Source organism: Streptomyces sp. (genome assembly GCF_035644915.1).
GTDB lineage: Bacteria > Actinomycetota > Actinomycetes > Streptomycetales > Streptomycetaceae > Streptomyces.
Genome location: NZ_DASQNP010000037.1, coordinates 1 through 1,851, shown reverse-complemented (window position 1 = coordinate 1,851; position 1,851 = coordinate 1). Strand labels below are relative to the sequence as shown.

Genomic DNA, 1,851 nt, shown 5'->3' with positions numbered 1-1,851 from the left:
TAGTGGATGGCGGTCGCGGCGGCCCGCGGTCCGCGGGCGGTGACCACCTCCTCCGCCGCGGTCCACAGCCGGCGGTACCAGCCGCCTTCCGGGTGGGGTTGCAGGCCGAGTTCGGCGGCCAGTGCGGGCTCCTCCGGCGGGGTTCCGCTGCCGGTGACGGCATCCATGGACGTGGCTCCTTCGACGGTTCCGGCGGCATCGGTGAACACGCGGCGGGCGTGCGGCGGACGGGGGAGGCGCCCGGCTCCGTCCTCCGGCTCCTCCTGGCGGGATGCGTGCCGCCCTGGCCTTCGCCGATCGCGTGCTCCTCACGCCGCTGCCCCGCGCCGGCCCGGGGAAGCCGCTGTTCGGACGCCGCCGGGTGCGGGAGCCCGGCCGGGGCCGGCCGCGTCCGGGTCAGACGGTGCTGCGCCGGCCCCACGGGTTCCGCTCGCCGTTCCTCTCCCCCGTGGCCGGCGTGCCGGCGTTCTTCGGCGCCGACGACTTCGATCCCGACTCCGACGCCTGCGGGCTGATGCCCGTACACCGCCGCGACCTGCGCCGCTGACGGCGGTGCTTCCGCGGGAGGCACCGCCCCGGGCGGCTTGCGGTCAGCCTGCGAGGAGTTCGGCGAAGCGCTGGGCGCCGATGTTGCCGCCGGAGAGGACGACGCCGATCCGGCGCGGGACGGGGGCGATGCGGCCGGCCAGCAGGGCGGCCAGGGCGGTGGCGCCGCTGGGCTCCACCACGGTCTTCAGCCGCTCGAAGAGGAAGCGCATCGCGTCGCGGATCTGGTCGTCGGTGACCAGGGCGATCTCGTCGACCAGCCGCCGGTTGACGGAGAAGGTCAGCTCCCCGGGGGTCTCGGCGGCCTGGCCGTCGGCGATGGTGCGCGGTACGGGTATGGTCACGCGCCGGCCCGCCTCCAGGGACCGCTTGGTGTCGTCCCCGGCCTCCGGTTCGACGCCGATCACCCGGATCCCCGCCCGCAGGCCCTTGGCGGCCGTGGCGCTGCCGGCGATCAGCCCGCCCCCGCCGACCGGTACCACCAGCGCGTCCAGCTCGCCCACCTCCTCGATCAGCTCCAGCGCGGCGGTGCCCTGGCCGGCGATGACGTGCGGATGCTCGTACGGCGGGATGAGCGTCAGCCCGCGGTCGGCGGCCAGGGCCTCGCCGAGGGCGACCCGGTCGCCGGTGTAGCGGTCGTAGGTGACGATCTCCGCACCGTAGCCGGCGGTGGCGTCCTTCTTGGACCGCGGGGTGTCCTCCGGCATGAGGATGACCGCGGTGGTGCCCAGCTCCCGCGCGGCCAGGGCGACGGCCTGGGCGTGGTTGCCCGAGGAGTAGGCGGCCAGGCCCCGGGCCACCTGCTCCGGGGCCAGGCGGGAGGCGGCGTGGTAGGCGCCGCGGAACTTGAAGGCGCCCACGCGCTGGAGGTTCTCGCACTTGAGGAAGACCTCCGCACCGACCAGGCGGTCCAGGGTGCGCGAGCGCAGCACGGGGGTGCGGTGGGCGACGCCCTCGATCCGCGCGGCGGCGTCGCGGACGTCGTCCAGGGTGACCGGCGGTGTGGTGGTCATCTCGGTGCTCCATCGGGGGGAAGGGGATCGGCCGTGGTGCCGTCCGCGGTGGATGCGGCCCTGGCCCGGGCGAGGTAGTGGTGGGCGGAGGCGCGGGAGACCCCCGGCCGGGCGGCGACTTGCTCGACCGCGCGGCGCACGGCGAAGACCTCGCGCCCGGTGGCCGAACCGGCGATGGCCACCACCGGCCTCTCCGGGCGGCGGAAGTCGTGGACGACCACCTCGCAGAACGAGCCCAGCGCCGCGGCGATGCCGTCGGCGACCGGGATGAGCGCGGCGATGACCGCGTCCC

General features: G+C 76.1%; 4 protein-coding genes. 1 reads left to right on the top strand and 3 read right to left on the bottom strand.

The annotated features are described in order from the left end of the window. On the bottom strand, nt 1–167 hold a 167-nt coding region (locus VE546_RS27940), incomplete at its 3' end, for a cupin domain-containing protein (RefSeq protein ID WP_414720400.1). A gap of 104 nt (nt 168–271) precedes the next feature. On the opposite strand from VE546_RS27940, the gene VE546_RS04345 reads away from it, so the two are divergent. Beyond that, on the top strand, nt 272–547 hold the full coding sequence (locus tag VE546_RS04345) for a hypothetical protein (RefSeq protein ID WP_324918539.1): 276 nt from the start codon (nt 272–274) through the stop codon (nt 545–547). 43 nt (nt 548–590) lie between these two features. Here the strand turns inward: VE546_RS04345 and VE546_RS04340 are convergent, their stop codons facing one another. Then, a complete protein-coding gene (locus VE546_RS04340) occupies nt 591–1,559 on the bottom strand; it encodes a threo-3-hydroxy-L-aspartate ammonia-lyase (RefSeq protein WP_324918536.1) in 969 nt (322 codons plus the stop codon). After that, on the bottom strand, nt 1,556–1,851 hold a 296-nt coding region (locus VE546_RS04335), incomplete at its 5' end, for a PAS domain-containing protein (RefSeq protein WP_324918533.1). The genes VE546_RS04340 and VE546_RS04335, both read right to left, overlap by 4 nt.

Bases quoted from the DNA above. Each gene is read 5' to 3' on its own strand.
- VE546_RS04340 (WP_324918536.1), bottom strand. From the start codon at position 1,559: ATGACCACCACACCGCCGGTCACCCTGGACGACGTCCGCGACGCCGCC.
- VE546_RS04345 (WP_324918539.1), top strand. From the start codon at position 272: ATGCGTGCCGCCCTGGCCTTCGCCGATCGCGTGCTCCTCACGCCGCTG.